17 protein-coding genes and 1 pseudogene are annotated in these 22,366 nt (G+C 69.9%); 13 read left to right on the top strand and 5 right to left on the bottom strand.

Annotated features, from left to right (window positions below; translation table 11 throughout):
* The first annotated feature begins 32 nt into the window (after positions 1 to 32).
* Positions 33 to 713, top strand: a complete 681-nt coding sequence (locus tag ACIQM3_RS29320; protein WP_401629507.1) for a histone-like nucleoid-structuring protein Lsr2 — start codon at positions 33 to 35, stop codon at positions 711 to 713.
* A gap of 955 nt (positions 714 to 1,668) precedes the next feature.
* A pseudogene (locus tag ACIQM3_RS29315) lies at positions 1,669 to 1,839 on the top strand (DNA helicase); the annotation flags it as partial.
* Between the two features lie 71 nt (positions 1,840 to 1,910).
* Here the strand turns inward: ACIQM3_RS29315 and ACIQM3_RS29310 are convergent.
* Complete coding sequence (locus tag ACIQM3_RS29310) at positions 1,911 to 2,483, bottom strand: adenylosuccinate lyase (protein ID WP_401629504.1); 573 nt, start codon at positions 2,481 to 2,483, stop codon at positions 1,911 to 1,913.
* Between the two features lie 346 nt (positions 2,484 to 2,829).
* On the opposite strand from ACIQM3_RS29310, the gene ACIQM3_RS29305 reads away from it, so the two are divergent.
* Positions 2,830 to 4,611 (top strand): 3-hydroxyacyl-CoA dehydrogenase family protein, encoded by a 1,782-nt coding sequence (locus ACIQM3_RS29305; RefSeq protein ID WP_401629501.1) that lies wholly within the window; start codon positions 2,830 to 2,832, stop codon positions 4,609 to 4,611.
* Between the two features lie 91 nt (positions 4,612 to 4,702).
* Entirely contained in the window at positions 4,703 to 5,518 is an 816-nt protein-coding gene (locus tag ACIQM3_RS29300; protein WP_401519082.1) for a TetR family transcriptional regulator, read from the top strand.
* A gap of 18 nt (positions 5,519 to 5,536) precedes the next feature.
* On the opposite strand, the gene ACIQM3_RS29295 is transcribed toward ACIQM3_RS29300, so the two are convergent.
* Positions 5,537 to 6,289, bottom strand: coding sequence for a restriction endonuclease (locus ACIQM3_RS29295; protein ID WP_401629499.1), 753 nt, complete (start codon positions 6,287 to 6,289; stop codon positions 5,537 to 5,539).
* A 128-nt stretch (positions 6,290 to 6,417) separates the two neighbouring features.
* Between ACIQM3_RS29295 and ACIQM3_RS29290 the strand changes: the two genes are divergently transcribed.
* From ACIQM3_RS29290 to ACIQM3_RS29250, 9 genes are all read left to right on the top strand, one after another.
* A complete protein-coding gene (locus tag ACIQM3_RS29290; RefSeq protein WP_401629497.1) occupies positions 6,418 to 7,212 on the top strand; it encodes a GNAT family N-acetyltransferase in 795 nt (264 codons plus the stop codon).
* Positions 7,213 to 7,571: 359 nt separating this feature from the next.
* Entirely contained in the window at positions 7,572 to 8,909 is a 1,338-nt protein-coding gene (gene ccrA / locus ACIQM3_RS29285; RefSeq protein WP_401629494.1) for a crotonyl-CoA carboxylase/reductase, read from the top strand.
* A gap of 8 nt (positions 8,910 to 8,917) precedes the next feature.
* Complete coding sequence (locus ACIQM3_RS29280; RefSeq protein ID WP_401629491.1) at positions 8,918 to 10,930, top strand: protein meaA; 2,013 nt, start codon at positions 8,918 to 8,920, stop codon at positions 10,928 to 10,930.
* Positions 10,927 to 11,892 carry an HpcH/HpaI aldolase/citrate lyase family protein gene (locus tag ACIQM3_RS29275; protein ID WP_401629488.1) on the top strand — a complete coding sequence of 322 codons (966 nt, stop codon included), beginning with the start codon at positions 10,927 to 10,929 and terminating at the stop codon, positions 11,890 to 11,892. The genes ACIQM3_RS29280 and ACIQM3_RS29275 overlap by 4 nt, the downstream gene beginning before the upstream one ends.
* Before the next feature lies 1 nt (position 11,893).
* Positions 11,894 to 12,421: a MaoC family dehydratase gene (locus ACIQM3_RS29270; protein WP_401629485.1), complete on the top strand. Its 528-nt coding sequence runs from the start codon at positions 11,894 to 11,896 to the stop codon at positions 12,419 to 12,421.
* A 2-nt stretch (positions 12,422 to 12,423) separates the two neighbouring features.
* Positions 12,424 to 13,629, top strand: a complete 1,206-nt coding sequence (locus ACIQM3_RS29265; RefSeq protein ID WP_401629483.1) for an acyl-CoA dehydrogenase family protein — start codon at positions 12,424 to 12,426, stop codon at positions 13,627 to 13,629.
* Between the two features lie 182 nt (positions 13,630 to 13,811).
* Entirely contained in the window at positions 13,812 to 14,459 is a 648-nt protein-coding gene (locus tag ACIQM3_RS29260) for a phosphatidylserine decarboxylase (RefSeq protein WP_104783882.1), read from the top strand.
* Positions 14,460 to 14,481: 22 nt separating this feature from the next.
* On the top strand, positions 14,482 to 15,300 hold the full coding sequence (gene pssA, locus ACIQM3_RS29255; RefSeq protein ID WP_401629806.1) for a CDP-diacylglycerol--serine O-phosphatidyltransferase: 819 nt from the start codon (positions 14,482 to 14,484) through the stop codon (positions 15,298 to 15,300).
* A gap of 133 nt (positions 15,301 to 15,433) precedes the next feature.
* Positions 15,434 to 17,569, top strand: coding sequence for a SpoIIE family protein phosphatase (locus ACIQM3_RS29250; RefSeq protein ID WP_401629480.1), 2,136 nt, complete (start codon positions 15,434 to 15,436; stop codon positions 17,567 to 17,569).
* A gap of 39 nt (positions 17,570 to 17,608) precedes the next feature.
* Here the strand turns inward: ACIQM3_RS29250 and ACIQM3_RS29245 are convergent, their stop codons facing one another.
* The 3 genes from ACIQM3_RS29245 to ACIQM3_RS29235 all read right to left on the bottom strand — a co-directional run bounded on the left by ACIQM3_RS29245 (position 17,609) and on the right by ACIQM3_RS29235 (position 22,233).
* The gene (locus ACIQM3_RS29245; RefSeq protein ID WP_401629477.1) at positions 17,609 to 19,723 is read right to left on the bottom strand and encodes an acyltransferase family protein; all 2,115 of its coding nucleotides are present in this window, start codon (positions 19,721 to 19,723) and stop codon (positions 17,609 to 17,611) included.
* A 258-nt stretch (positions 19,724 to 19,981) separates the two neighbouring features.
* Complete coding sequence (locus ACIQM3_RS29240; protein ID WP_401629474.1) at positions 19,982 to 21,346, bottom strand: glycoside hydrolase family 5 protein; 1,365 nt, start codon at positions 21,344 to 21,346, stop codon at positions 19,982 to 19,984.
* 224 nt (positions 21,347 to 21,570) lie between these two features.
* Positions 21,571 to 22,233, bottom strand: a complete 663-nt coding sequence (locus tag ACIQM3_RS29235) for a ScbR family autoregulator-binding transcription factor (protein ID WP_401629471.1) — start codon at positions 22,231 to 22,233, stop codon at positions 21,571 to 21,573.
* Positions 22,234 to 22,366 lie beyond the last annotated feature (133 nt).

The following is a 22,366-nucleotide window of genomic DNA, read 5'->3' as shown; positions in this document are numbered from 1 at the left end:
GATCAGCTGAATCGACGCGCCAGAGGAATCCAGTGACCGACTTCGCCGCCCTGACCCGACTCTGCCCGCCACCAGAAGAGGCGAGGCGCCGCCGCCCCATCGACTGGCACCAGGTCGAGAGCGTTCTCGGTGTGCCGCTTCCCGAGGACTACAAGCGGCTCGCATCCACTTACGGCCCGGGGTCCTTCGCCGACTACTTGCGCATCTACCAACCCGACGGGGTCACTGAATGGGTCGACCTCACCGGCCCGATGCCCGCCAGGATCCGCGAGCAGCTGCAGCTGGACCACGACCGAGGCACCTACCCTGTTCCGTACGACCCCCGGCAACTCCTGCCGATGGGCGGCACCGACAACGGAGAGCACCTCTTCTGGATCACTGAACCACGGACTGCCCCGGACGCCTGGCGTGTCGCCGTGAACGAAGCCCGCGGGCCTCGGTGGTTCACCTACGACGGGACCCTCACCGAGTTCCTCGTCTCCGTACTGAGCGGTGAGACATCCGTGCCCCAGTTCCCCAAGGACGTCCTCGAACCGACGACGGCATTCGTCCCCTCGGACCCCACGCTGTGGGCCCCACCACAGGCCCCGGCCCGGCCGCCCGTCGACAGCGAGACCATTCGGGAATGGGCTCGGGCCAACGGTCACCAAGTATCCGTCGGCGGACGCATTCCGGCCGCGATCCGCGAGGCATGGGAGAACGCCCACAGCTGACTGAACGAATCGATGCCGAACTGGCCGGTGACCACAGACGAGCCTCCACCGGTTCTCGCAGGAAGAGCCCGGCGAATGCGGGTAGGGGCGGGCGAACAAGAAGCTGAACAAGACCGGTCTGCTCGGCGCGCCCCATCAGGTACTCCGTCACGCCCGTCTACCGGACGAACGACCCCACCGACGTCGTACCGATCGGCCTGACCATCGAAGGCCGGAGCGACAAGGGCTTCAGCTTCACGCCCTACGAAGGCGGCAGCAACACCAACATCGTCACTGTCCTGTACGTCGCCAAACGCGTCTGACCTGGTACAGATAGAGACGATCATGCACCCCGCCGTGGAACGCCTCACCGAACTCGTCGCGCCTTCCGGTCCAGGCCGGTCCCGGGACTGGCAGGCCGTCGAGCGGGCACTCGGCACCGCGCTGCCGGCGACTACCGGCAGCTTGTCGAGACGTACGGGGGAGGCGTCTTCGACGAGACGATCTGGCTTCTGGATCCTGCCTGCCCGGACGACGACTACGAGCTGCTCGCGCAAGCAACCGAAAGGGACGAGACCCTCGAGAAGCTGTGGGAGGTCGAGCCCAGGCCTGCTCAGCTCCAGGAGTCCGGTACGAAGGTACTGCCCCGGGCCTACATCGAGGGCACAGGGGCAATGCTGTATTGGCTGGTGAAGCCGGGACAGGAGCCGGACGATTGGACGGTCATGTTCAACGAGGGCCGTGGGCCGTTGTGGGAACACCATGACGCTCGGTGCGCGTCCTTCCTTCTGGCCGTTCTCACAGGGCGAGCGGAGACTGACTACTTCCCGGCACTCCCTGTTGATCAACATCAGTTCGATTCCAACGACGAGATTCTCGGATAGCCGCGCCGAGGTCCGCCAACGCGCAGTGAGCGCAACATGGCTCGGCACAGCAGGACAGCGGAATCCCTGAACGGGCATCCCGACTGTCAGCCGAGTACCAGCGCATGATCGTCACCGGGGTCAGCGACGGGCTGATCCCCAGGGACGACGTGAACCGGAGGCGTAGCACCGATCCGGTGCGCTACAGGCGCGAGGTCCAGCAGGCACGCTCGCTGCTGTTCGTCGCCACCACCCGGGCCCGCGACAGTCTGGACATCTTCTGACACGGCCCGCCGAGCCCCTTCCTGGCTCCGCTGGCGGCCGCCGGGCGGTGATGGGTCAGACCATGCGCCCCTCACCTCGCCGGCAGCCGCCTGAGCGCCTCCGCCGCCGCCATGCCGAGCCGGGGGTGCGGAAGGGCCGCCTCCAGGACCGGGCGGGCCCGGCCGTCACCCAGGCTCCCCAGTCCCTCGACGCACGCGAGGGCGACGCGCCAGTGCGGCTCGTCGGGGGTCAGCAGCCGGTGCAGGGTGCTGACCAGGGCGGGCACCGACTCGGGTGCGCGCAGCGCGGTCAGCAGCCGCACCGGATGCAGGGCGTAGGCCGTACGCATGCTGTTGGTGGCGAGCGCGGCGGCCGCTCTCGGGGTCCGGGGGTCGCCGAGGAGCCTGAGGGCGTGCGCGGCGGAGACGCAGCGCTCGGGGTCGCGGTGGTTGAGGAGGAGGACCAGCGCCTCGAAGGCCCGGCGGTCGCCCCGGCAGCCGAGCCGGAACGCCGCGATCTCGCGGGCCCACAGCGGGCGTTCGCGCTCGATGAGGACCAGGGCCAGCTCCTCGTCGTCCTCGGTGGTGATCAGCCGGCGAAGAACCTCCGGTTGACCGGCCTCGTCCCCGAGCCTGTCCGTAAGCGAGCGGAACTCCTCATCCATGACGCTGAGTTTAGAGTGGTGAACGCACTGTGGTCGGCGAACTGTGTGCCAGTGCACAGGCCGCCAGGGCTGGCGCGCTCGTTACTCGCCGGTTAAGCTCAGGTGAGCGGGACACACACCCGCCGGCTCCAGTGGCCTGGTGACGCAGCCACCCGGAGTGCTTGTCGGTTCGGCAGTTCGTGAGACGTGGCTCCGGGACAGAGTCCGTCACCCTTCCCCCCGGTGCGCCCAGAGCGCCCGGAACCGTGCACCACGACACGCAATTCCCGCACACCGAGCGCCGGTTGATTCCGACCCTGCGCGCCGCCGTGCTCCTCACAGTCGTCACTCACCCTGGAGTCCCGTGATGGACACCCCGCTCACCACCATTGCCGTCGTCGGCCTCGGCACCATGGGCACCGGCATCGCCGAGGTCCTGGCCCGCGCGGGCCGCGAGGTCATCGGCATCGACATCGACGAAGCCGCCGCGCGGCAGGCCGTCGCCACCCTGGAGGCCTCCACCGAGCGTGCCGTGCGCCGCGAGCGGATCACGGAGCAGGAGCGGCGCGACGTCCTCGCCCGGTTCCGTACGTTCTCCGATCTCCAGGCCGCCGCGGAGGCGGAGCTGGTCATCGAGGTCGTGCCGGAGACGTACGAGATCAAGCAGCAGGTCTTCCGGGAGCTGGACGCGGTGGTCTCCCCCACCGCGATCCTCGCGACGGGCACGAACGCCCTGTCCGTGACCCGGCTGGCCGCCGAGTCGCAGCACCCCGAGCGTGTCCTGGGCCTGCACTTCTTCAATCCGGCGCCCGCGATGAAGCTCGTCGAGGTGGTCTCCTCCGTACTGACCGCCCCGCCCGCCGTGGAGAGCGTCACCCGGCTCGCCCGTGAACTGGGCAAGGAGCCGGTCGCGGTCGGCGACCGCCCCGGTTTCGTCGCGGACGGTCTGCTGTTCGGCTACCTCAACCAGGCCGCGGCGATGTACGAGGCCAACTACGCCTCCCGTGAGGACATCGACGCCGCCATGAAGCTGGGCTGCGGGCTGCCGATGGGCCCCCTGGCGCTGCTCGACCTGATCGGCATCGACACGGCCCGCACGGTGCTGGAGGCCATGTACGCCGCGTCCCACGACCGGCTGCACGCGCCGGCGCCGGTGCTCGGCCAGCTCAGCGAGGCCGGTCTGACCGGCCGCAAGGCGGGCCGGGGCTTCTACACCTACGACGCCCCGGGCGGCCAGACCGTGGTGCCGGACGCCCTGACCCCGGTGGAGAGCGCGGGCGCGGTCACCGGGCGCGAGGTCTCCTCGGTGGGGGTGGCCGGGTCGGGGACGATGGCCTCGGGCATCGCGGAGGTCTTCGCGAAGGCCGGGTACACCGTGGTCCTCGCCGCGCGCAGCCAGGAGAAGGCGGACACGGCCAAGGCGCGGATCGCCAAGTCCCTGGGCCGCTCCGTCTCCAAGGGAAGGCTGACGGAGGAGGCGCGGGACGAGACCCTCGCCCGGATCACCCCGGCGGGCTCCCTGGACTCCTTCGCCGATGTCGATCTCGCGGTCGAGGCGGTCGCCGAGGACCTGGAGATCAAGCGGGAGCTCTTCCAGACCCTGGACAAGGTCTGCAAGCCGGGTGCGGTGCTCGCGACGACCACCTCGTCGCTGCCGGTCGTGGCGGTCGCCCGGGTGACTTCGCGTCCCGAGGACGTCATCGGGATGCACTTCTTCAACCCGGCGCCCGCGATGAAGCTGGTCGAGGTGGTCCGCACGGTGCTGACCGCCGACGACGTGCACGCCACGGTCCGCGAGGTCTGCGTGAAGGTGCGCAAGCACCCGGTCGACTGCGGTGACCGGGCGGGCTTCATCGTGAACGCGCTGCTGTTCCCCTACCTCAACAACGCGATCAAGATGGTCGAGGAGCACTACGCGACGCTCGACGACATCGACGCGGCGATGAAGCTGGGCGGCGGCTACCCCATGGGCCCCTTCGAGCTCCTGGACGTCGTCGGCCTGGACGTCTCGCTCGCCATCGAGAAGGTTCTGCACAGCGAGTTCCGCGACCCGGGCCTCGCCCCGGCGCCGCTGCTCGAGCACCTGGTGGCCGCGGGCTGCCTCGGCCGCAAGACGGGGCGCGGCTTCCGCGAATATGCCCGCCGCTGACGTCGGGGCGGGGTGGGGCGGGTTGCTGGGACCCTCGGGCGACCCGCCCCCACAGGCGCACTCCCCTGCGCCGATGGGTTACGTTCACCTCATGTCCCAACCCGCCAAGTCCCCTCGTTCCTCCGCCTCGGCGGACGCCCCTGAGAGTGCCGCGAGCACCCGGGCGGCCGCCCAGCGACTCAAAATGCGCCGTGAACTGGCCGCAGCGGCCATGGAACTGTTCGCGACGAAGGGGTACGAGGCGACGACGGTCGACGAGATCGCGGGGGCGGCCGGGGTCGCCCGGCGTACGTTCTTCCGCCACTTCCGCTCCAAGGAGGAGGCCATCTTCCCGGACCACGACGACACCCTCGTCAGGGCCGAGGCCGTCCTCAACGCCGCTCCCGCGCACGAGCACCCGCTCGACACCGTGTGCCGCGGCATCAAGGAGGTCATGAAGATGTACGCGGCGAAGCCGGCGGTCTCCGTGGCGCGCTACAAGCTGACCCGTGAGGTGCCCACGCTCCGCGAGGCCGAGATCGCCTCGGTGGCCCGCTACGAGCGGCTGTTCACGCGCTATCTGCTGGGCCATTTCGACGAGCGTGACCACCAGGTGGGCAATGACGACCCGCTGCTCGCCGAGGTCGCCGCGTCCGCCGTCGTGACCGCGCACAACCATGTGCTCCGGCGCTGGCTTCGGGCGGACGGGCAGGGCGACGTGGAGTCCCAGCTCGACCACGCGTTCGCGATCGTGCGGGAGACCTTCGGCACGGGGATCGGGGCGGGGCGGACCGTGGGGGGCGAGACCGGGAAGGCCCCTGCGGCCTCGGTGTCCAGGGAGGGCGAGGTGCTGGTCACCGTGGCCCGTACCGACGCGCCGCTCGACGAGATCATGCGCACGATCCAGCAGGCGCTGAAGGAGCACTGAGCCCGGCCCCGGCGGGGTTCACCCCTCGGCGGGCTGGACGGACGCGCTCGCGTACCAGGGCGGCGCGGCGCCCTCGCTCCACGCGGTGAGCCCGTCGAGACCGACACAGACGATGCCGCACTGCTCGGCGTACTCGAGAGCCGGATCGGTGAATTCGCCGGTGGTGACGACGACGGCCGCCTCGGCGCCGTGCACCGCGTAACAGGTACCACCGAAGCGCTGGAGGTCCTGCGAGCCGACCTTGTTGTCGCTCGTGTACCGCTTGCACTGCACGACCAGGCGGCGGCCGTCGGGCGTGGTGCCCACCACGTCGGCGCCCAGGTCTCCGGCCCCTCCGACGACCTCGGCGTCCAGGCAGCCGTCCCGCCTGCACAGCGCGGCCACGGCCTCCTCGAAGTCGTACGGGTCCATGGCCGCGTAGTCGACCGTCCGCACCGGCTCGGGGCGCGGCGGCACGGCGTCGGCTTCCGGCAGCTCCTCCAGGGCCGCGTCCACGACCTCGTAGGCGGTCTCGACGGCTGCCGCCGCGGCCCTGGCGGCCGTCCTGCGGCTGCGGCGCAGGCGCAGGAGCACCACGACCGCGGCCACCAGCGCGACGGCCGAGACGACGGCGACCACCGGGTGCCGTTCGGCGCTCCTGAGGGCCGTGCGCACCGCGAGTCCGGCGCCGCAGATCAGGAGCGCGAGGAACGCGAAGCCGAACGCCGTCCGCCTGACGTCGAATTCACGCCTGCGGCCCTTCCGGGCCGTTCTGCGCGTCTGTATACCCATCGCGTACCCCACCCCTTGTCCGTTGCGGTCATATCAAGATCACTTTCATCTGCCCCACGGCCGCCGGTTGACGCACCGTCGGGAGAAACCCGGTGGCCGGGCCGGGGAGGGAGTGCTCGGATGCGCGCATGGAACCTGACGAGATGCTGGCCCTCTTCGACCGCGAGATGCGCGAGCACGCCCGCCCGGACGGCCCCGGCACGCACGTCGAGCGGGTCGGTGACGTCGTACGGCAGACCGGTGGCCCGGACGACTGGAACGGCGTCGTGTGGACGGCTCCGGACCTCTCCCCCGCCCGCGCGGGGTCGGAGATCGCGGCGCAGGTGGAGCACTACACCGCCCGGGGTGCCGGCGAGTTCGAGTGGAAGCTGTACGCGCATGACGGCCCGCCCGGCCTGGGCGCCCTTCTCGCCGCGGCCGGGTTCGAGCCGGAGCCGCCCGAGACGCTGCTGGTGGCGCCGGTCGCGGACCAGGCCGGGGTGGTAGCCCTCCCCGAGGGAGTGCGGCTGCGGAACGTGACCGACGCAGCCGGGGTGGATCTCATGGTCCGGGCCCATGAGCTGGCCTTCGGCACCGACGGTTCACGGCTGCGCCATCAGACCCTGGCCCGTCTCGCCGACGCCCCACCGGCCACGTTCGTCGCGGTGGTCGCCCTGGTCGGCGACGAGCCCGTGAGCTCGGCCCGGATGGAGATGCACCCCGGCACCGGCTTCGCCGGGCTCTGGGGCGGCGGTACGGCGGCCGAATGGCGGGGCAGGGGGATCTACCGCGCCCTGATCGCCCATCGGGCCCGTGTCGCCGCCGGGCTCGGCTACCGCTTCCTCCAGGTCGACGCGACGGACCGGTCCGCCCCGATCCTGCGGCGGCTCGGCTTCACGGCCCTGAGCACGACGACGCCGTACGTGTACCGCACCGCGCCGTAGCCGCCACAAAAGGCGGAGCAATGAGACATACCAACCATGATGTTGCTCATGCGTGCCTACGAGATGACAACTGAGAGAAATTGTTGGCACTGGGTGCCTTGTCACCTGTCACGCAGTGCCATACGTTGAAGGTGTCCGGGCGGCCGGCGTGCAGAGATCTCTCGTACGCCGGCTGTCCCCGCAGACCACGTGTCCGCGCGCCCGGACGCCTGCGTCACAGGCACCCCCTTCTGCTCCACCGAGCAGGCACACAGCACCACCCGCCGAACCGACGGCACACCTCCACACCGCACCGCTCCCCGACCCGATCGCAGGGACCGCCAAGCGTTCCCGAGACACTGCTCCGCCGGAGGCACACCGTGAAGGAAATCCTGGACGCGATCCAATCGCAGGACAGCTCAGCCGCGGACTTCGCGGCCATGTCCATCCCTGAGTCGTACCGCGCGGTGACCGTGCACAAGGACGAGGCCGAGATGTTCGCCGGCGTCGCCAGCCGCGACAAGGACCCCCGCAAGTCCCTCCACGTCGAGGACGTGCCGGTTCCCGAGCTCGGCCCGGGCGAGGCCCTGGTGGCGGTCATGGCCAGCTCGGTCAACTACAACTCCGTGTGGACGTCGATCTTCGAGCCCGTCTCGACCTTCGGGTTCCTGGAGCGGTACGGCAAGCTCAGCGACCTCAGCAAGCGCCACGACCTCCCGTACCACGTCATCGGCTCCGACCTCGCGGGCGTCGTCCTGCGCACCGGGCCCGGCGTCAACGCCTGGACGCCGGGCGACGAAGTCGTCGCGCACTGCCTCTCGGTGGAGCTGGAGTCCTCCGACGGCCACAACGACACGATGCTCGACCCGGAGCAGCGCATCTGGGGCTTCGAGACCAACTTCGGCGGCCTGGCCGAGATCGCACTCGTCAAGTCGAACCAGCTGATGCCCAAGCCGAAGCACCTCAGCTGGGAGGAGGCCGCGTCCCCGGGCCTGGTCAACTCCACCGCGTACCGCCAGCTCGTCTCGCGCAACGGCGCCGGCATGAAGCAGGGCGACAACGTGCTGATCTGGGGCGCCAGTGGCGGACTCGGCTCCTACGCGACGCAGTTCGCGCTGGCCGGCGGCGCCAACCCGATCTGCGTCGTCTCCAGCGACCAGAAGGCGGAGATCTGCCGGAAGATGGGCGCCACCGCGATCATCGACCGCAACGCCGAGGACTACAGGTTCTGGAAGGACGAGCACAACCAGGACCCGCGTGAGTGGAAGCGCTTCGGCAAGCGCATCCGTGAACTGACGGGCGGCGAGGACGTGGACATCGTCTTCGAGCACCCGGGCCGCGAGACCTTCGGCGCCAGCGTGTACGTGACCCGCAAGGGAGGCACGATCGTCACCTGCGCCTCGACGTCCGGCTACAACCACGAGTACGACAACCGCTACCTGTGGATGTCGCTGAAGCGGATCATCGGGTCACACTTCGCCAACTACCGCGAGGCGTGGGAGGCGAACCGGCTGATCGCCAAGGGCAAGATCCACCCGACGCTCTCCAAGGTCTACTCCCTGGAGGACACCGGCCAGGCCGCGTACGACGTGCACCGCAACCTGCACCAGGGCAAGGTCGGCGTGCTCGCGCTGGCGCCCCGTGAGGGCCTGGGCGTGCGCGACACGGAGCTCCGCGAGCAGCACATCGACGCCATCAACCGCTTCCGTAACGTCTGAGGTCCACCATGACCGAACGTCAGAAGGACCGGCCGTGGCTCATGCGGACGTACGCCGGTCACTCGACCGCCGAGGCGTCCAACGAGCTCTACCGGCGTAACCTCGCCAAGGGCCAGACGGGTCTCTCGGTCGCCTTCGATCTGCCCACGCAGACCGGCTACGACCCCGACCACGTGCTCGCCCGCGGCGAGGTGGGCCGGGTCGGCGTGCCCGTCTCGCACCTCGGTGACATGCGACGGCTGTTCCAGGACATCCCCCTGGAACAGATGAACACCTCGATGACGATCAACGCCACCGCGATGTGGCTGCTGGCCCTCTACCAGGTGGTCGCGGAGGAGCAGGGCGCGGACCCGGACAAGCTCCAGGGCACGACGCAGAACGACATCGTGAAGGAGTACCTGTCGCGCGGGACGCACGTCTTCCCGCCGGTCCCGTCGCTGCGGCTGACGACCGACATGATCACGTACACGGTCAACCGCATCCCGAAGTGGAACCCGATCAACATCTGCAGCTACCACCTGCAGGAGGCGGGAGCCACTCCGGTCCAGGAGATCGCGTACGCCATGTCGACGGCCATAGCGGTCCTCGACGCCGTGCGCGACTCCGGCCAGGTGCCGGAGGAGAAGTTCGGTGACGTCGTCGCCCGCATCTCCTTCTTCGTGAACGCGGGGGTCCGCTTCATCGAGGAGATGTGCAAGATGCGCGCCTTCGGCCGCATCTGGGACCAGGTGACGCGCGAGCGGTACGGCATCGCGAACCCCAGACAGCGCCGGTTCCGCTACGGCGTACAGGTCAACTCCCTGGGGCTCACCGAGGCGCAGCCGGAGAACAACGTCCAGCGCATCGTGCTGGAGATGCTGGCCGTCACGCTCTCCAAGGACGCCCGCGCCCGGGCGGTGCAGCTGCCGGCCTGGAACGAGGCGCTCGGGCTGCCGCGCCCCTGGGACCAGCAGTGGTCGCTCCGTATCCAGCAGGTGCTCGCGCACGAGAGCGACCTGCTGGAGTACGAGGACATCTTCGCCGGTTCGCATGTCGTCGAGGCCAAGGTCGACGAGCTGGTGACCGAGTCGCTGGCCGAGATCGACCGGATCCAGCAGATGGGCGGCGCGATGGCCGCCGTGGAGTCCGGCTATCTCAAGTCGGAGCTCGTCTCCTCGCACGCCGCGCGGCGTGCGCGGATCGAGGGCGGCGAGGAGAAGATCGTCGGCGTCAACATCTACGAGACGACCGAGCCCAACCCGCTCACCGCGGACCTCGACGCCGCGATCATGACGGTGGACCCCGAGAACGAGGCCCGGGTCGTCGCGGCCCTGCACGAGTGGCGCGACAACCGCGACGAGGCCCGCGCCACCGAGGCGCTGACGGCCTTGAAGAAGGCCGCGGCGGGCACCGCGAACATGATGGAGGTGACCGTCGAGTGCGCACGGGCCGGCGTCACCACGGGTGAGTGGGCGTGGGCCCTGCGCGATGTGTTCGGCGAGTTCCGGGCGCCGACAGGTGTCTCCTCCGCGCCGGTGGCCGTCGCCGCCGAGGCGGGGACACCGCTCGCCCTGGTCCGCGAGAAGGTCACCCGCACCGCCGGGGACCTGGGCGTCGGACGACTTCGGCTACTGGTGGGCAAGCCCGGCCTCGACGGGCACTCCAACGGCGCCGAACAGATCGCCGTACGCGCCAGGGACGCGGGCTTCGAGGTGGTCTACCAGGGCATCAGGCTGACGCCCGAGCAGATCACCGACGCCGCGCTGGCCGAGGACGTGCACTGCGTCGGTCTGTCCATCCTGTCCGGCTCGCACGCCGAGCTGGTGCCGGACGTGCTGCACCGGCTGCGCGAGGCCGGTGCGCCGGACATCCCGGTGATCGCCGGCGGCATCATCCCCCCCGCCGACGCGCACGCCCTCATCGAAGCCGGCGTAGCCGCCGTCTTCACCCCGAAGGACTTCGGCATCACCGAGATCATCGGCCGTATCGTCGACGAGATCCGGAAAGCGAACAAGCTCGACCCTCTGGAGGTCCCCGCATGACCCAGCCCGTGAACCGTCTGCGCCCGCGCCGCTCCTGTCTGGCCGTGCCGGGCTCGAACCCGCGGTTCCTGGAGAAGGCCCAGGGGCTGCCGGCCGACCAGGTCTTCCTGGACCTGGAGGACGCCTGCGCGCCACTGGCCAAGGAGGGCGCCAGGCACCACATCGTCGACGCCCTGAACAACGGTGACTGGAGCGGCAAGACCCGTGTCGTGCGGGTCAACGACTGGACGACGCACTGGACGTACCGCGACGTCATCACGGTCGTCGAGGGCGCGGGCCCGAACCTCGACTGCATCATGCTGCCCAAGGTCCAGGACGCGCAGCAGGTCGTCGCGCTGGACCTGCTGCTGACCCAGATCGAGAAGACGATGGGCTTCGAGGTCGGGAAGATCGGCATCGAGGCGCAGATCGAGAACGCCAAGGGCCTGGTGAACATCGACGACATCGCCGCCGCCTCGCCCCGCCTGGAGACCCTGATCTTCGGCCCGGCCGACTTCATGGCCTCGATCAACATGAAGACCCTGGTCGTCGGCCAGCAGCCGCCCGGCTACCCGGCGGACGCGTACCACTACATCCTGATGCGCATCCTCATGGCGGCGCGCACGCACGACCTCCAGGCGATCGACGGGCCGTTCCTGCAGATCCGCGACGTGGACGCCTACCGCGAGGTCGCGGGCCGTGCGGCGGCGCTGGGCTTCGACGGCAAGTGGGTGCTGCACCCCGGTCAGGTCGACGCGGCGAACGAGGTGTTCTCGCCCTCGCAGGAGGACTACGACCACGCCGAGCTCATCCTCGACGCCTACGACTGGTGCACCTCCGAGGAGGGCGGCAAGAAGGGCTCGGCGATGCTCGGCGACGAGATGATCGACGAGGCCAGCCGCAAGATGGCCCTGGTCATCGCGGGCAAGGGCCGCGCCGCCGGTATGCGGCGCACCTCCAAGTTCGAAGCCCCGGAGGCCTGACATGCAGTTCGGACGCACCTATGAGGAGTTCGAGGTCGGTGCCGTCTACAAGCACTGGCCCGGAAAGACGGTCACCGAATACGACGACCACCTCTTCTGCCTGCTGACCATGAATCACCACCCGCTGCACATGGACAGCAACTACGCCGAGAGGACGACCGACTTCGGGAAGAACGTCGTCGTCGGCAACTACATCTATTCGCTGCTGCTCGGCATGTCGGTGCCGGACGTCTCCGGAAAGGCGATCGCCAATCTGGAGGTGGAGTCGCTGAAGCACGTGGCACCGACCTTCCACGGTGACACGGTCTACGGCGAGACGACCGTGCTCGACAAGACGCCGTCGAGGTCCAAGAGCGACCGCGGGATCGTGTACGTCGAGACGAAGGGCTACAAGCAGGACGGGACGCTGGTCTGCGTGTTCCGCCGCAAGGTGATGGTCCCCACCGAGACGTACATCAAGGAGCGCGGCGGGGAGCAGCCGGGCCGCCCCGAGATCGATCAGCCGACGAGCAAGAACGTGGAGAAGTAGCCATGAGCCGACTCGCACAGACCGCCGGTCTGACGGACGTCCAGCAGGAGATTCTCTCCACGGTCCGGGATTTCGTCGACAAGGAGATCATTCCTGTCGCGACCCAGCTGGAGCACCGCGACGAATATCCGACGGAAATCGTCGAAGGACTCAAGGAACTCGGCCTGTTCGGGCTGATGATCCCGGAGGAGTACGGCGGTCTGGGCGAGTCGCTCCTCACGTACGCGCTGTGCGTCGAGGAGATCGCCCGGGGCTGGATGAGTGTGTCGGGCATCATCAACACGCATTTCATCGTGGCCTACATGCTCAAGCAGCACGGCACGCAGGAGCAGAAGGACACCTTCCTGCCGCGGATGGCGCTGGGTGAGGTGCGGGGCGCGTTCTCGATGTCCGAGCCGGCGCTCGGTTCCGACGTCTCCGCGATCTCGTCCAAGGGTGTCAAGGACGGCGACGAGTACGTCCTCGACGGTCAGAAGATGTGGCTGACGAACGGCGGCACGTCCACGCTGGTCGCAGTCCTCTGCAGGAGTGACGAAGGACACCCCGAGGGCACCGCCCCGCACAAGTCGATGACCACTTTCCTGGTGGAGAAGGAGGCGGGCTTCGGCGAGGTCCGTCCGGGTCTCACGATCCCGGGGAAGATCGACAAGATGGGCTACAAGGGCGTCGACACGACCGAGCTCATCATGGACGGACTGCGCATTCCGGCCAATCGAGTGCTGGGCGGCACGACGGGCCGAGGTTTTTACCAAATGATGGACGGTGTCGAGGTCGGGCGCGTGAATGTCGCCGCGCGTGGCTGTGGCGTCGCACAACGTGCGTTCGAACTGGGCGTTTCGTACGCCCAGCAGCGCGAGACCTTCGGAAAGCCGATCGCCCAGCACCAGGCGATCCAGTTCAAACTGGCTGAAATGGCCACCAAGGTCGAAGCGGCGCATGCGATGATGGTGAACGCGGCACGCAAAAAGGACTCCGGGGAGCGGAACGACCTGGAGGCAGGGATGGCGAAGTACCTCGCCTCCGAGTACTGCAAGGAAGTCGTCGAGGACGCCTTCCGTATCCACGGCGGTTACGGCTTCTCCAAGGAGTACGAGATCGAGCGCCTCTACCGTGAGGCCCCGATGCTGCTGATCGGTGAAGGTACCGCCGAGATCCAGAAAATGATCATCGGTCGCCGGCTGCTCGAGGAGTACCGGTTCCAGGGCTGATATGTCCCTTACGAGGTGATTTGGTGGCGAAGAACATCACACCCGGTCAACCTCGTCGGGAGCCTTTCAGCTGTCCGACTCGGCTGCTGGCTTGCCCAGTTGCCGCTCGCACCCGATAGCATCGCCGGAAAGCCGCCGTCCCCCCGTTGCCAGCGCGGCATCATCCGCTACGAAGGTCATCCATGCCCGACAGCCAAATCTCTGCATCCCGCGGCGGGGTCCGCCTTGCGCGCGGAGCATCGCCGTGGCTCCTCCCGACCGTCGCCACCGCGGCCCTCAGCCTCGCCCGGTCCCGCAGGTCCGGACGCTGGGCGGCCGTGGCCGTGCCCACCACCGCGCTCGCGGCGGGCATGCTGTGGTTCTTCCGCGACCCCGAGCGCGAGATCACCCAGGGCCGCGTCATCTCGCCGGCCGACGGTGTGGTGCAGAGCATCATGCCGTGGAAGGACGGGCGCACCCGCGTCGCGATCTTCATGAGCCCGCTGAATGTTCACGTCAACCGGGCCCCCCTGGCCGGCACCGTGACCTCCGTGGAGCACATCCCGGGTGGGTTCGTCCCGGCGTTCAACAAGGAGAGCGAGAACAACGAGCGCGTTGTCTGGCACTTCGACACCGAGCTCGGCGACATCGAGATGGTGCAGATCGCGGGAGCGGTCGCCCGTCGCATCGTCCCCTACATCCCGCAGGGCACGAAGGTGGAGCAGGGCGAACGCATCGGTCTGATCCGCTTCGGCTCGCGCGTGGACATCTACCTTCCGGAAGGTGTCGATGTCGCGGTCGAGGTCGGCCAGGCCACGACCGCGGGGGTGACCCGAATTGACCGTGATTGATCCTGACACCCAGGCGAGCTGGGTGCCCGAGGCGGAGGACCAGGACGACGCCGAGGACATGCCGCTCTCGATGCGGCTGTCGATAGCGGACACGCTCACCCTCGGTAACGCCACGTGCGGTTTCATGGCGGTGTACTTCACCACCACGGGGATCCTCATCCCGCACCTCACGGGCAGCGACGAGTCGGGCATGGCCAGGCACTCCGCCGCGACCGCGGTGATCCTCATGCTCATGGCGGCCGTGTTCGACCTGTTCGACGGACTCGTGGCGCGCAAGCTGCGCTCCTCCCCGATGGGTGCGGAGCTGGACAACCTCTCCGACCTGATCAGCTTCGGCCTCGCTCCGGCATATTTCGTGCTGGTGTACGGAATGGTCGCGGACGACGCACACCAGCGGGTGTCGGCGCTCGCGGCGATCGTGGTGCTGCTGGCGGTGGTGCTCCGGCTTGCGCGGTTCTCGTGCGTGACCTTGAAGGACGGCATGTTCCAGGGCATGCCGAGCCCCTTCGGAGCGCTCACGGTCGTCTCGATCGTGCTCCTGGAGCTCCCCTTCGTGCCGACGCTGCTCGCGATCGTCGGAGTGGCGTGGCTGATGGTCAGCCGGGTCGAGTACCCGAAGCCGCGGGGTGTCCTCGCGGTGGCGATGCTCAGCTGGATCGTGGCCGCGATGGGGCTCCTCGCCGCGTGGGCGTTCGACGCCCCCGGAGGCCAGCTGCTCCTCCAGACCGGCTGTGCGCTCCAGGTCGTCCTGGGGGCGGTGATCCCGCTCTTCGCCACGGCGCGGCGGGTGAACACCTTCCGTGACAACCGACGTGAGGCACGGGCGGCGCAGCTCCCGTAGCCACGCGGAACGCAGATCGACGAGGGCCCGGATGCTCCCCAGCATCCGGGCCCTCCTGCGTGCGGTGCGGGCCCACACGTCCGGCGTCCGCCAGCGGGTGCGCGGGCGCCTGTCACGGGGGACGCTGGAAGGCGTGCAGGATCATGCCGCCTCTGTCGCCGCGACAGGCTCGGGCACGGAGCTGCTGGACAGCGCCGTCGCCCATGTCGTACGTGAGACCGGTGCGTCCGTGGCGATGATGTACCTGCTGCCGCGGAACGGCACCACGCTGCATCTGGCCGTACTCGCGGGGGTGCCGGGCCAGCTGGCCGACCCGTGGACCCGGGTCCCGCTGTCCGCGCCGATGCCGGTGGCGGACGCCGTACGCCTGCGGTGCCTGATCTGGCTCGGCAGTCAGGAGGAACTGGCTCGTCGCTATCCGCGCGCCGCGCTCGTGCTGCCGTACCAGTTCGCGCTCGCGGCCGCCCCCATCCGTACCGCCTCCGCCGAGCGGGGCGGACTGGTGCTCCTGTGGCCCGGTTCGCATCCCCCGCAGGTGACGCCCGCCGAGCGCGAGGCCGTCGTCAGAGGCTGCCACGGCATCGGCTTGCTCCTGCACCAGGCGGAGAGCAGTGGTTACCCGGTCCTCCCGGGGGCCCTGCCACGGGTGCTGCCTCCGCCGGAGCCTCCCGAGCCGGACCCGGCGGAGGCCGCGGAGGCCGCGGAGTTCGTCCAGAGGCTGCCCGGCGGTAGCTGTGCGCTGGCGCTCGACGGGACCGTCACCTACCTCAACGATGCCGCCGCGGCACTGCTGGGAAGCCGGGCGGAGGACGTGTGCGGCACACTGCCCTGGGTGTCGCTCCCCTGGCTGCACGATCCCGCCGTCGAGGATCACTACCGGGCTGCCGTCATCAGCCGGCAGCAGACGAGCTTCACCGTGGTCCGGCCGCCTGATCAGTGGCTGGCCTTCCACCTCTTCCCGACCGCCACCGGCATCAGCGTCCGGATCCTGCCGACCACGGAGCCGGGCCCCGCGAACGTTCCGGCGCCGGCTCTTCCTCCCTCCTCGGGCGTGCCGAGCCGGGCCACCGCCCTGTACCACCTGATGCATCTGGCGGCGACGCTCACCGAGGCCGTGGGCACGCAGGACGTGATCGAGCTGGCCGGCGACCAGGTGATGCCCGCGTTCCGGATCCAGACCCTCGTGATGATGACGTCGGCGGAGGGCCGGCTGCGGGTCGAGGGCGGGCGGGGCAGCCACCCCTCGCTCATGGACCGCTTCGACGGTGCGCCCCTGACCTCGCCCACTCCCGCCGCGCATGTGTTGATGACGGGCATCCCCGACTTCTACCCCACCTTCGCCGACCTGGAGCGCGCCTATCCCTCGGCCCGCCTGCGCAACGCGGTGGCTGCCTGCGCCTTCCTCCCGCTGATCGTCTCCGGTCGCCCGGTCGGCTCCCTGGTCCTGGCCTACGACCGGCCGCACTCCTTCGAACCCGAGGAACGCGCCCTGCTGACGTCGATCGCGGGTCTGCTGGCCCAGGCACTGGACCGCGGCCGCCTCTACGACACCAAGGACCGCCTCGCGCACAGCCTGCAGGCGCACCTCCTGCCCCGCAGCCTGCCCGCGATCACCGGTCTGGACGTGGCGGCCCGCTACCTCCCGTCGACCCGGGGCATGGGCGTCGGCGGGGACTTCTACGACCTGATCCGGCTCGACGACACGACGGCCGCCGCGGCCATCGGCGACGTGCAGGGGCACAACGAGAACGCCGCCGCGCTCATGGGACAGGTCCGCACCGCCGTACACGCGTCTGCCGGCGCGCCACCCGACGAGGTCCTCGCACGCACCAACCGGCTGCTCACCGACCTCGACCCCGGCCTGTTCACCAGCTGTCTCTACGTGCACCTCGACCTGGCCAGGAACAACGCCTGCCTGGCCACCGCGGGCCATCCCGCACCGCTGATGCGGCAGCCGGACGGACAGACCGAGGTCCTCGACCTGCCGCCCGGCCTCCTCCTCGGCATCGAACCCGCGGCCCGCTACCCGACGGCGCAGATTCCGCTGCCGCCCGGTGCCGCGCTCGCCCTGTACACCGACGGGCTCGTGGAGGCGCCGGGCGTGGACTTCGACGACGCCACTGCCGAACTGGCCGCGCACTTCGCCCTGGCCCTGGAGCAGGACATGGAGTCCGTCGCCGACACGCTCGTGCGGTACGCGAAGCGGGCCACGCCCGGCACCGACGACATCGCCCTGCTGCTCATCAACGCCTTGCGGCCGGACGACTGAGGGCGACCGGGTCCGCGCGGCAGGCGGCACAGGGCCGGTTCAGGGCGCACCCACGAGACGGTCGAGCGCCGGCGCCAGGACCGGGGCGAGCGCCTCCGCGTACGCCTCGGAGAGGTGGCTGCCGTCGCGGTGGACGGGGGTGTCGCCGACGACCACGGGGCAGATGCCGGTGCGGGGCGCACAGAGCCAGGGGACGGGGTCGACGACCGTGGTGGCCGTGGTGGACGCTGCGGCTCGGACAGCTGCACCGCGCGTCGCGTCGCGGATCGCGTCCGGCAGGTGGTTCGCGCAGGCGTGCAGCTGCAGGGAGTTCCTGGCGGCGCAGTCGACCGGGTCGCCCTTGGGCCATGGGGTGTCGAGCAGGGCGGCGACCCGGGTCCCGGATGCCCCCAGGTCGCGGAAGGTGCGCTCGAAGCCGGTGGTCCACTGGCGGAGGGGGTCGGCGGCGGGGCGCTCCGGGTCTCCGGCGTCCGAGGAGGAGGCGACGACCAGGTCGGGGCGCAGGGCCTTGATCCTCGCCATGGCGTCGGAGCGCCAGGTGTCGCAGGCGGTGTACGGCTTGTGGCCGTTCACGATGGTCAGGTCGGCGACCTTGCAGGAGGCCTTCGTCAGCGACACCAGCTTCCAGCCGCGTGTGGTCGCGAGCCGTTGCAGGGCCGGGAACCACTGGGCCGCGTGGGAGTCGCCGAAGAGGACGACCGTACGGGAGGAGGTCCGGTCGCCGTAGACGCAGGGCCGGGTGCCGGTGGCGGAGTGGTCGACGTGGCAGCCGTCCCGGTAGACCGCGGAGCGGGAGGACTTCACCTCCGGCAGGGGCGGGGTGAGGTTGCTCGGCAGGGCGGTGGGGGCCGCTGCCAGCAGTTGGGTGAGTCGGGCCCGCGGGTCCGGTGCGTCGGAGAGTGCGCGCGCCAGCGCGGGGGCGGGGCCGCCCACCTCGATCGTCGGCGGGACCGCCGCCGCCGTCAGGGACAGCGCCCAGGCTCCCGCCGTCAGCGCGGCCCCGAGAACCAGGGCGCGGCGGGGGCGCCTGTGGAAGGTCCTGTGGAAGCGGACCGGGTTCTCGACCAGGCGCAGGGTGAGCCATGCCAGGGCCAGCGCCGCCGCGCACAGCCCGAGCGCGAGGGGCACGCCGGCCGTTCCGTCGGCGCGGCCCAGCGCCGCCGGGGCTATGACCAGCAGCGGCCAGTGCCACAGGTACCAGCCGTACGAGAGTCCGCCGAGCCACACCAGCGGCCGCCGCCCGAGCAGCCATCCCGCGCCGTGCGGGGTGGGCGCGCAGCCTCCGGCCAGGACGAGCACCGTACCGGCGACCGGCAGGAGGGCGGGGTAGCCGGGGAAGGGCGTCCCCTCGTCGTACCGGACCGCGGCCAGCGTGACGCAGGCCAGGCCGAGCCAGGTCAGGGAGGCCGCGAGTGCGGCGGGCAGCCGTTCCAGCCGGCCGGTGCCCAGCGCCAGGAGGGCGCCGGCACCCAGTTCCCAGGCCCGGGTGAAGGAGCCGAAGTACGCCCAGGGCGCCGAAACGTTCGTCACGAGGACGCCCGCCGCGAACGACCCCAGGCACAGCGCCCCGAGCAGCACCGCGACCGGGCGGCGCCGGCCGCGGGCGACCCGCCAGGTGAGCAGCAGGAGCAGCGGCCACACCAGGTAGAACTGCTCCTCCACGGCGAGGGACCAGAAGTGCTGGAACGGCGACGGCGGGCTGTTCTGGGCGAGGTAGTCCGTACCGGCCGCCGCCAGCCGGAAGTTGACCGCGTACAGCGCACTGGCGAGGGCGTCACCGGCGTACTCGGCGAGCCGCGCCTTCGACAGGAACAGCCACGCCCCGCCCAGCGTGACGGCGATGACCAGGGACGACGCGGGGAGCAGCCGCAGTGCCCTGCGGGCGTAGAAGGAACGCACCGACACCCGTCCGGTGGTGGCGAGTTCGCGTAACAGCAGTGACGTGATGAGGAAGCCGGAGATCACGAAGAAGACGTCGACACCGATGTAACCGCCGCCCACCTGGGTCACGCCCGCGTGGGAGAGCACCACCAGCCCGACGGCCACCGCGCGCAGCCCCTGGATGTCGAGCCGCGGTGCGTGGCGGCCTTCGGGCGTCGCGGATCTGCCGCTCGCCGGGGCGGTACAGGTCTCGGCGGACGTGGTGCTCGGCATCGGGGGGCTCCTCGGGGCGACTGACACGCTTCGGCCGAGAAGACCGGCGCGGCTGCCGCGCGGGTTCCGCCGGCGTCGCCCTGCTTCGCCTGCCCGGCGAAGGTTCAACCGCGGGATACCGGCGGTTCACCCTCGTGCAGCCGGGGGACAACGAACGTCGAGCCCTTGAGCGATGGAGAGCCCTGGGGTGCTGAGGCGGTGGGGTTCATCGGCACCCCAGGGCGTTCAGGGGGTGGTGCGGAGGGGCGCGGGTCGGGTTCAGCCGCCGTAGAGGTCGCCCAGAGCGATACCGGTGGTGCTGCCCTCGCCGCCGAGCCTGACCTCGTGGTCGAGGCTGACGAACTTCCCGCCGGACTGCCAGAGGGCCGGCTTGAGCAGGGCGTACTTGGCCTCGTCCCAGGTGGCCCAGTCGTAGCCCAAGAGCCCACCGGTGTCACCCGAGTTGGGGTTGAGGCACCAGAAGGTGTGGTGGATGCCGTTCTCCACCATCAGATCGCGCAGCGCCTTCATCCACTTCTCGTTCGGGCCGCCGTCGAGGTGACCGCCCCACTCACCGATGAACAGCGGTGCGGTGCCCTCCTTGTGCAGGTAGAGCCAGTTGGGGTCCCAGACGTCGCGCTCCAGCGTGGTGCGGTCCCACGCGCCCTCGAACCAGGGCTGCTGGTGGACCAGCGGTCCGTAGTCGTGGGGGGAGTACACGAGTTGGTCCTGTTGCGCGCCGAGGTCGACCGGGTGGTCCTTCGCCCCGCGCAGGTTTCCACCCCACCACATGCCGTGGTAGTCGGCCGCGGAGGTGGAGGACCAGTTCGCGCCGTCCTTCGGGTAGATCTCTATGCCCTCGCACAGGACGAGGACGTCCGGGTTGATCGCGAGGATGCGCTTGCCGGCCGTCTCGCAGGTGTACTTGAAGTTGTCCTGGTCGGTGGTGCCGTCCCACTTGGCCCGGGGGCTGTCGGACTGCTTGCCGTGGGGCTCGTTCTTGACGTCCATCGCCACGAGGGTGTCGTTCGCCTTGTAGCGGGCGGTCACCCACTCCCAGGCGGAGTAGAACTGCTCGGTGGTGATCGCGCCCTTCCACCACACCGGGTGGACGTGGCCGGAGTTGTCGGCCTCCGCGCTGTGGACGTCGAGCATCATCTTGATGCCGTACTTCTCCGCCACCCCGAGGAAGGCGTCGAAGACCCCCAGCGTCGTCTTGCCCTCGAGCTCGGGGTTGGCCCAGGTGTTGACCGCGCTGGAGACGGCCGCCTGACCGTTCTTCCACTCCAGCAGCAGCTGGGTGGAGATCGGTACGCGGACGATGTTGATGCCGCGCTCCGCCATCTGCCGGGTGATCGTGTCCAGGTTGGCGGACCAGAGACCGTGGAAGACCCGCTCGGTCGCGTTGAAGCCGAACCAGTTGGCACCGGTGAGCCAGACCAGGTTGCCCTGTTTGTCGACGATCCGGTTGCCCTCGGTGTGGAGCCAGTCCGTGCCGGTGCCGGCGGCTGCCGTACGGGCCATGGGCGCGGGGTCCCGGTCCGCCGGCTGCGCCGCGACCGGACCGGACAGCGCCATCAGCAGGGCTGTCGCGGTGATGGCGGCCAGGACCGGGCCCAGCCACTTTCTCGTCGGTGACTTCATCCGTCGTCGCCCTTCTGGGGGGTAAGGCGGGCAGAGGTGCCTGGGAGCGCTCCCATGTGTTGCCCACATGAAGCCAGCACGACGGTCGACGTGTCAATGGACATGTCAAACTTCACTTCTTGAAGACACTGCGGCCGACGGCCCCCGCACAGGACCGCGGAGGCGGGACAGCGACAGCCCCCACCCGCCTCCACCCGTCCCGCCGGACGTTTCCGCCCCAGCGGTCAGGGAAGCACCTCGACGCGGGGCAGGAGCGTGGACAGCAGCTCCTGGACCCGGACGCCCAGATCCGCACGCCCATGCTGGATCCAGGAGATGTGCTGCGCGCCGAAGAAGGCCGCCGCGAGCACCCTGCTGAGCACCTCGGGGTTGGCCCCATGAGCCAGGAGGCCGGCGGCCCGCGCCCGGCGGAAGCTCCCGCACAGGGCTTCCGTGTACCCCTCGAACGGCGCGGGAAGGTCGGCGCCGATGAGCGCGTACTCGATCTGCAGCCGCGCGCCTGCCTGGACCACCACGTCCTCACGGAAGGCCTGAGCGGTGCGCATCAGCAGCTCGGAGACCTCGTCCAGGGGCGAGAGCCCGTCCTGCCGCACCGACTCGACCACCACGCCGAGCCTCTCGTAGAACTTCGCCGCCACCTCCTGCGCCAGCGCCTCCTTGTTGGCGAAGTGGAAGTAGACGGCACCCTTCGTCATCCCGGCCAGTTCGGCGACGTCCATGATCGTCACACTCGGGTAGCCGCGGGCGGCGAAGGCCTCCGCGGCCGCGTCGAGCACCTGCAGGCGGGTACGGACCGCGCGTTGCTGCTTGGGCCCTGACGCCTGCTCCGCCCGGCCACCCTCTCGCGCGGCTGGGGCAGGCGTCGCAGTCTTCTTCTCGGCGGCCATCAGCGACCTTCCTGGTGGGTCGTGGTCGGTTCGGAGATCGCTACCTCTCGGTATGCGGACCACCGGCTCCAAGTACCAGCTTGAAATATACCTTCGTAACGGTATCATCTTGCTCGCCTGCTGAGGCGCTCTG

Source organism: Streptomyces sp. NPDC091271 (assembly GCF_044757505.1).
GTDB lineage: Bacteria > Actinomycetota > Actinomycetes > Streptomycetales > Streptomycetaceae > Streptomyces.
The sequence above is the reverse complement of the archived record's forward strand: the minus strand, read 5'-3'. Positions and strand labels throughout refer to the sequence as shown.

Bases quoted from the DNA above. Each gene is read 5' to 3' on its own strand.
- ACIQM3_RS29310 (WP_401629504.1), bottom strand. From the start codon at position 2,483: ATGGATGAGGAGTTCCGCTCGCTTACGGACAGGCTCGGGGACGAGGCC.
- ACIQM3_RS29305 (WP_401629501.1), top strand. From the start codon at position 2,830: ATGGACACCCCGCTCACCACCATTGCCGTCGTCGGCCTCGGCACCATG.
- ACIQM3_RS29300 (WP_401519082.1), top strand. From the start codon at position 4,703: ATGTCCCAACCCGCCAAGTCCCCTCGTTCCTCCGCCTCGGCGGACGCC.
- ACIQM3_RS29295 (WP_401629499.1), bottom strand. From the start codon at position 6,289: ATGGGTATACAGACGCGCAGAACGGCCCGGAAGGGCCGCAGGCGTGAA.
- ACIQM3_RS29290 (WP_401629497.1), top strand. From the start codon at position 6,418: ATGGAACCTGACGAGATGCTGGCCCTCTTCGACCGCGAGATGCGCGAG.
- ACIQM3_RS29280 (WP_401629491.1), top strand. From the start codon at position 8,918: ATGACCGAACGTCAGAAGGACCGGCCGTGGCTCATGCGGACGTACGCC.
- ACIQM3_RS29275 (WP_401629488.1), top strand. From the start codon at position 10,927: ATGACCCAGCCCGTGAACCGTCTGCGCCCGCGCCGCTCCTGTCTGGCC.
- ACIQM3_RS29270 (WP_401629485.1), top strand. From the start codon at position 11,894: ATGCAGTTCGGACGCACCTATGAGGAGTTCGAGGTCGGTGCCGTCTAC.
- ACIQM3_RS29265 (WP_401629483.1), top strand. From the start codon at position 12,424: ATGAGCCGACTCGCACAGACCGCCGGTCTGACGGACGTCCAGCAGGAG.
- ACIQM3_RS29260 (WP_104783882.1), top strand. From the start codon at position 13,812: ATGCCCGACAGCCAAATCTCTGCATCCCGCGGCGGGGTCCGCCTTGCG.
- ACIQM3_RS29245 (WP_401629477.1), bottom strand. From the start codon at position 19,723: ATGCCGAGCACCACGTCCGCCGAGACCTGTACCGCCCCGGCGAGCGGC.
- ACIQM3_RS29240 (WP_401629474.1), bottom strand. From the start codon at position 21,346: ATGAAGTCACCGACGAGAAAGTGGCTGGGCCCGGTCCTGGCCGCCATC.
- ACIQM3_RS29235 (WP_401629471.1), bottom strand. From the start codon at position 22,233: ATGGCCGCCGAGAAGAAGACTGCGACGCCTGCCCCAGCCGCGCGAGAG.